This window comes from Bacillus songklensis, from assembly GCF_042649685.1.
Classification (GTDB): Bacteria; Bacillota; Bacilli; order Bacillales; family Bacillaceae_H; genus Bacillus_BA; species Bacillus_BA songklensis.
Map to the genome: position 1 here is coordinate 1 of NZ_JBHRZT010000010.1, position 5,351 is coordinate 5,351.

Genomic DNA, 5,351 nt, shown 5'->3' on the forward strand with positions numbered 1-5,351 from the left:
TCCAAAAAACGGCTGTACAGCCAAAATAAAGCGCTCTGGTACATAAGAAGGTACAAAGTCAGAATCTAAAAAATGATCTTCCTTACGTTTATTATGTTTAATAAATGTTTTTAAAGTTAAATCATAGGTAGAAACATTTTTCTTTGGTTCTTCCTTACTTTCACAAGGCTTCTCCGGATTTTCAGGTTGGAAATCAGGTTGGAAATCGGGCAAAAACTCGTCCAGTTGTAAGAACTCGACCCAATAATCAAAGTATGGGTGATCAACAAATAGATGAACTTGATTCCCAAGACCGTTTTGCTTCGATGAACGTCGATAAACGGTCACAATGACATTCTTCTCCCGTAAAGTCTCCTCGATCCCCCGAATCGTCCTGTCGCTCACTCCATAACGCTTGGCTAATGTCTTATCTTCAATAAAGAAGTATCCACGGTCTGCTGCCAGCCAGCACATCATATCAATCGCGTTCTTTGTTTCTTGTTTCTTACGGTCATAGCTGTCGCCGTACGCTTCCTTTACAACTTCTACTAACTTTTCTTTCATAGTTTGTTGTTCACGACGATTCTTCGCATACTCCTTGTAACTTTGCATTTGATTAAATTCTTGAGTGGATATCAGTCTATTTACAGTCATCTTCGTTCTCCCTTTCTTTTAGGAAAACAAAAAAGACGTATCTACCGTATGAAAACGGTAAACACGCCTTTTTAGACTGTAAAAGGTAGACTCCACCCCTTGAAGTTTACGTTTATTTATCGTAAAATACAGGCATAAATAAAGTAAACAAAAAGGTGAAGGCAAGTGTTTACCGTGGTGCTAGCACGGTGGACGGTTATAGGTGGTTGCCGCCACACTATAACACGCCTTTGCCTTTTTTGTTTCTCCGAACTATTCACTTGATTCTATTTATACCAAACATATCCAAGTTCTACAAGAGGGATTGAAAGAATGAAACAATAATTTAACAGAGAACATTCTGCAGGGTGCAATTATATAGTGCTCCCTTTTTAGGACTCACTATCATTGCGAAACGCTTTTTAAAAGCGTTTGTTTTGCTGCGCAAATTTATTTTTCTCATAAAGTTAATACCAAAAATTAGCGTTTGTTTTTATCAAAGGAGCATGATATCCTTTTCGATGAAAAGTCATTATTTGATATTTTTCATTTGTTGCTGCGCAACGAATGAAAGAGGTTGATATAAGATCCGATATAGAAAGTAAAAGCTCAGGTCCAAAATTAGACCTGAGCTTTTTTAACGTGAACCTGTACATGTCTAATAATACGCCGGAATAAGATTAAAGTGAAATTAACCTACAACTTTAGGAGGAAAAATAATGGCCAATCCATTTGTAGACCGATCCTTAGATGAAATTCGTTTTTGGTCACGGATAATGAAAGAACACTCATTATTTCTTAGATTGGGATTTAGATGTGAAGATACACAACTAATCGAGGAGGCTAATCAATTTTATCGTTTGTTTGAACAGATTGAACAACGATCTCATTCATTTACAAATCAAACCGATCCTGAACAAATTAGACGATTTAATTCGGAAGTCCAACAAGCTGCTACGGGTATATTTCTCTTTAAACGAAAAGTGTTAGGGTTAATATTAACTTGTCAGTTGCCTGGCGCAAATAATTTTCCTCTTTTAGTTGATCATATAAGTCGGGAAGCCAATTTTTTTAGAAAACGATTAATTGAGTTAAACGAAGGGAAATTGAAACCACTTGCTGATTCCATTATCAAAGAAAATGTATTCTTTTTAAGAATAATGGCCGATCATGCCAAATTTATAGGTCATCTCCTCGATCCATCGGAAAGAAAACTTGTAGATATGGCCCGAAACTTCAGCAATGATTTTGATCAATTGGTTTTTCAAGCTATAGACTTAGAGTCTATGAAACCACAGTCCCAGACAATGCCACTTTTGAATCAATTTCTTGATGAGAACCGAGTGTCTGTTGCATCTCTTCGGGATTTTAAGAAAACTGCCCGAGATTTAATTGAGGAATGTAGAATTAAAAGTATTATTCACCCTCTTCTGGCAGATCATGTTTTCCGTGAAGCTGAAAGATTTCTTCATATCATTGATATGTTTGAGGCTAACCTTAAAAAATAAAACTAATAGGTGATATCAAACTAAGGTTTTATTTTTTAATATCTAGATTAATTAAAACAAAAGGATTGTCTTTGTCTTTAAGACATATTGTCAGGAAAGTGCCGATTTACAAAGGTAAGAAGCATTTTCCTATATTTTATCCCTCAGATGCTCGTTGGACTATTTGTTATCTATGTAAGATATAAATATTTCTATCAAAAATAAAATAACGGCATTGCATACTCTATACAAATCTAGTTTACATAACGATTCTTACCGGAACCTGGCAAACGAAAAAAACCTTGGCGCCCAAAGGGTTTCACGTCGTCCGTTTTTATCGTTTATGCACCATTTTATACATCCTTGATCAATCAACGTTTTTGGCTTCTAAAAAAGCCTGGCGGCTGCATAAAAAATAAGGGTTTTATACAATCTCTTCTTCCACTAACGCCCCCGTTAGCTGAATAACGAAGATCCATAACAAAGACCACCCTTATGAAATTTATAAGGGTGGTCTTTGTTATGGGTATTCTATATGTTTATCCGCAAATTCTCAGCATCACTTCCAAAATTGCCACCATTTCTTTTTTTCTCTTTGGCTTTCTGCCATCATTGCAGTAGCCATTTGTTTTTGAGTTTCTTGACTTTGGCGAAGAGCATCTAAAAGAGCTTTGTCCCTATCACTTGATAAAAATTCTTCAAGCCGATTCATCTGAGCTTTTAATCCTTCAATCTGATTGTCTTTCTCTGTAAGAACGTCTTTTATTGCAGAAGGAAACTCTTCTAAAACAATTTGTTCTACCTGCTCTTTAGATATTTGAGAAGACTGTAGCCCCTGAATCATACTTTTCAATTGCTGTATTTCGTTTGATAAGTGGTCATTGTACTGTTTCTGTAAAGCTAAACTCTGTTTTAGGGTTTCACTTTCATGTATATAGAGTTCTCTGTCTCTCTGTGCTTCTTTCTTCGCTTCAGACGTTACCTTTTTAGGACTATGCCAATCTCGTAAGGCTTGTTCCTTACCTACTTTTGCAATACGTTCTTGGATCTCACGAATATGATGTAAATCTTCAACTGTAAAATATCGATAACCGTTTTTAGGATTTTTTCTAACCTCTAAACTAAACTCTTTAACTAGATTGATAATTGTTGTTCTACTAACTTGCAATTCTTTTGCAATGTCACCAGTAGTATAAGTAATCTCTTCACTATCCAAACTTTACACCTCCTAAATTCAAACTTTAAACCAACTCTAAAATAACCTTGAAGTATAGATGGCTGGAAGTATTGTTACATAAAGGATGTGTAGGGTTTTATGGTTTCAAAACTATACTTTAGAGTTTGGAGTAAAACCCTAAACCAAGCCCTAAAGTAACTCTACACAAACCTTAAAGTATAGATCTCTGGATCCATTGACTAGAAAGGGTTGTGTAGGGTTGTAAGGTTTTTGTTCTATACTTTAAAGTTTTATTTTCACCCTTAAGGTGCAAGTTTATTTTTACGCTGAAAAATATTCCCTTAATTCCTCATAGTTTTGATTGAATTTTTTAACAATCAGTTTTACAGAAAAACCATCCTCTAAATCTAAATCTACAGTTCCTTTTCCAGAAGCCCTTATTGTTCCGTACTCTTTCCCGTTGAAATGCTTAACTGATTTTAGTTCCTCTAGAACCGGGAACTGTTCACTCAGTAACAAATAGGGATTATAGAATATATATAATAGCTTCTTTTTCTCTTTCTCGAGGTTATCAATAATAGCTAAAGAATAAAGGTTATAATACTGCTCCTCGCCCATTTGGCAACTCTCACATTCCAATAAATCCTGTTTATAAGCATCTAGAAACCAACATATGTTACGATGTTTGCTTTTCATAATTTTATAGTGTTGACGACACAGTTTTTTATTTACCTCAGGAACGTATTTCCTAATTTGTGTATGTTTACTTTTAGCTAATAGCAGCATTGCTTTATTCTTTAAAGAAAATAAATGCTGTCTTTCCTCAACATCCTTACATTTCTCAGCATATTTACTAACCCAATAAGCCCAATACACTAACTTCCCAACTAAAAACAATTCCTTGCTATGCTTTCGCCATTGTTTTTGCAACTCTATATAATCATCTTTATATTGTTCTCTAATCATTTTAGTTTCTATCATTTCCCCCAACCTCCTAGATTTCATTTTAAGCCCTCTAATCCATCAATCTAGTACAAAACCCATTCCAATGACTAAAAAACGCTTAAAACGCCTGTACAACCTTCTTAACACTTTCTCCTCTTATATCCGTTCCCTTACTTGACCTTTCTCTTCTCTTCTTCTTGCTGTCCTTCTCTTTCCCACTCTTCTCCTGATCCTCTTACTACTCTCTTTCTCTCTATACACTCTTTATTACTTACTCATTTCTCTTCTTCCACTAATCCACCCGCCAGCACTCACTTACTCTTTCATTTTTGTTTGGAAAGGTAAGTGGGTTATTTACCTATAGTCCTGCCGAACAGTCACGGAATGGAAGTATGGAATGCCGTGACTGTTCGGCAGGACGGCAGGCATAGGAAAACCCTAGGTCTGTAGGGAAATAACCCGTGTTGGCGGGGGGCGCTCAAGCCGCATCATAGTTCAAAAAAATGTTCCATATAGTAGCAACAATTTTTTGAACTATTTATAGAACAATCAATGGAATATTTTTTACAACGTTTAATTAAAAAGTAAATTGGATAGTAAATGTGGTGAATACATTCATTTTTACATCCAGTTTTATACCGTTTTTACATCTATCACACATTTATCCCACGCCTATTACTTATCTGTTTGTATATCTATTTTCCTTCCGGTTAATAAATGGGATAAGATAGATACTCTATTTATCACTCGTTTTTTAACCCATTTTTTAATTCATTTATTAACTGCATGCTACCCAAACATAATTTTCCTTACTTTTTAGGGACCAAAAAACAAAGCTTAAGCTTTGTTCATCCATCTTAAGATGGATCACGCCTCTAAGAAGTTATAGAAAAGTGGGTTCTCAGGTTGACTGTTAAAGACTTCTCGTCTCTTTTCAGCAGCAAACACATTGCGTAAGCTTCCGAAGAAGTAACCGGTAAAGGCTTTTTTCACTCGTTTTTGTTTATAGGCAAAGACCGATCCTTTAAAAGTTTGGATGACAAGAGACAATAACTCCTCTACAGGTGTGTCTAGACGGCTTATTTTGTGCGCTAGACGGACTTTTCCCCATAAACGATAGATTTCCTTTG

Annotated in this window: 4 protein-coding genes and 1 pseudogene; 1 reads left to right on the top strand and 4 read right to left on the bottom strand. The window is 35.5% G+C overall.

What is annotated here, in order from left to right:
- Positions 1–633: transcriptional regulator (locus ACFOU2_RS02020; protein WP_377911795.1), on the bottom strand; the 633-nt coding region annotated here is incomplete at its 3' end.
- A gap of 698 nt (positions 634–1,331) precedes the next feature.
- Between ACFOU2_RS02020 and ACFOU2_RS02025 the strand changes: the two genes are divergently transcribed.
- Entirely contained in the window at positions 1,332–2,120 is a 789-nt protein-coding gene (locus ACFOU2_RS02025) for a DUF2935 domain-containing protein (RefSeq protein ID WP_377911797.1), read from the top strand.
- Between the two features lie 538 nt (positions 2,121–2,658).
- On the opposite strand, the gene ACFOU2_RS02030 is transcribed toward ACFOU2_RS02025, so the two are convergent.
- The 3 genes and pseudogenes from ACFOU2_RS02030 to ACFOU2_RS02040 form a co-directional block, all read right to left on the bottom strand.
- A complete protein-coding gene (locus ACFOU2_RS02030; RefSeq protein WP_377911799.1) occupies positions 2,659–3,315 on the bottom strand; it encodes a DUF3967 domain-containing protein in 657 nt (218 codons plus the stop codon).
- A gap of 282 nt (positions 3,316–3,597) precedes the next feature.
- Positions 3,598–4,257: a hypothetical protein gene (locus tag ACFOU2_RS02035; RefSeq protein ID WP_377911801.1), complete on the bottom strand. Its 660-nt coding sequence runs from the start codon at positions 4,255–4,257 to the stop codon at positions 3,598–3,600.
- Between the two features lie 831 nt (positions 4,258–5,088).
- Positions 5,089–5,351, bottom strand: a pseudogene (locus ACFOU2_RS02040) (transcriptional regulator); the annotation flags it as partial.